This window comes from Endozoicomonas sp. SESOKO2 (assembly GCF_024606245.1).
Taxonomy (GTDB): Bacteria; Pseudomonadota; Gammaproteobacteria; order Pseudomonadales; family Endozoicomonadaceae; genus Endozoicomonas_A.
On record NZ_JAHHPQ010000611.1, the window covers coordinates 1 to 1155 of the forward strand.

1 protein-coding gene is annotated in these 1155 nt (G+C 52.8%); it reads right to left on the reverse strand.

What is annotated here, in order from left to right:
• Nucleotides 1–1155: hypothetical protein (locus KDK17_RS14900; protein WP_257288392.1), on the reverse strand; the 1155-nt coding region annotated here is incomplete at both ends.

A 1155-nucleotide genomic window follows, 5' to 3' on the forward strand; every position in this document is an offset into this window, starting at 1 on the left:
TGCCAACCGAGAAGTTAACCGCGCCCAGACCCGGTAATGAAGGACCTGTCGTATCAATTTCAAGTGCCGCATTGGTAGCCAGGGAGTTAGCCTGCGCTCCCGTCGGTAAAGTGCTGACATCAACCGAATTACCGGCTAGATCGGTAATGTTGCCACTTGACAGATCCAGACTACTGACATCCAGATCTGCGCTGTCTTCACCACTGCCCACCGTATAACTAAACACCAGTTTGTCCGTCCCCGCACCACTGGAGTACGTGGCCTGACCGCCGGTATCCAGATTGAGTACCGGCGTTCCTGTTATATCGACAGCTTCACTAAAAGACACCTCAAGCTGGATCACTTTGCCCTCATTGTAAGGGCCATCCGAGGTCAGACTGTTGATTGCAGTAATTTCCGGGGCGTTGACATCAATAATGGCATTGCCCGTCTGGGCCAGGGCATCATTACTGTTAACCGGAGGCAGCGTGGGCAGCATGTTATTCCCTGCGGAATCAAAAATCATGACTCCGGCAGGTATGGTCAGTGCCGTATCAGAGGCGTAGTTGAGTCCCAGGGTGTTTTCACTGTTGCCTGAACCGACGGTATAAACAAACCTTAAGGTATCGCTACCTGCACCACTGTCGTAGGTGGCCACGGCACCGTTATCCAATGCCAGGGTTGGGTAGGTGCTGGCATCAGAGACATCAATACCACTCACGTTGACGGACTCACTGAGCTGGACAAGAATGACCACCTCATCGCCATTAATGAATCGACCGGGGTCTTCAAGGCGAACCTGCAATACCGTCGGTGCGGCAATGTCGGAATAATCCAGAGTCAGGTCACTGGTGGTCGCTGTACCTTCGTTACCCGCCAGATCTCTCAGGAATCCCGCCTGGATATCAACGCCATCCTCTGAGCCTTTATAACCAAAAATGCCCTCAAGTTCGGCAGCTTTGGCATCAGACAGCAGGATCGATAAGGTATCCGTTCCTGCCAAACGAGCGACCGTGACATCACCGGCAGTGAAGCTGACGTTCTGTGTGATGCCATCATCCTTGTCAATATCAATAACCAGCTTGCTCCAGTCCAGTCGACTCGAAAGATCAGCGGTGGCACTTTCACTGTTGTTCAGCAGCTGGTCAAAATCAGCACCCGTGAGCAGCAGCGGGC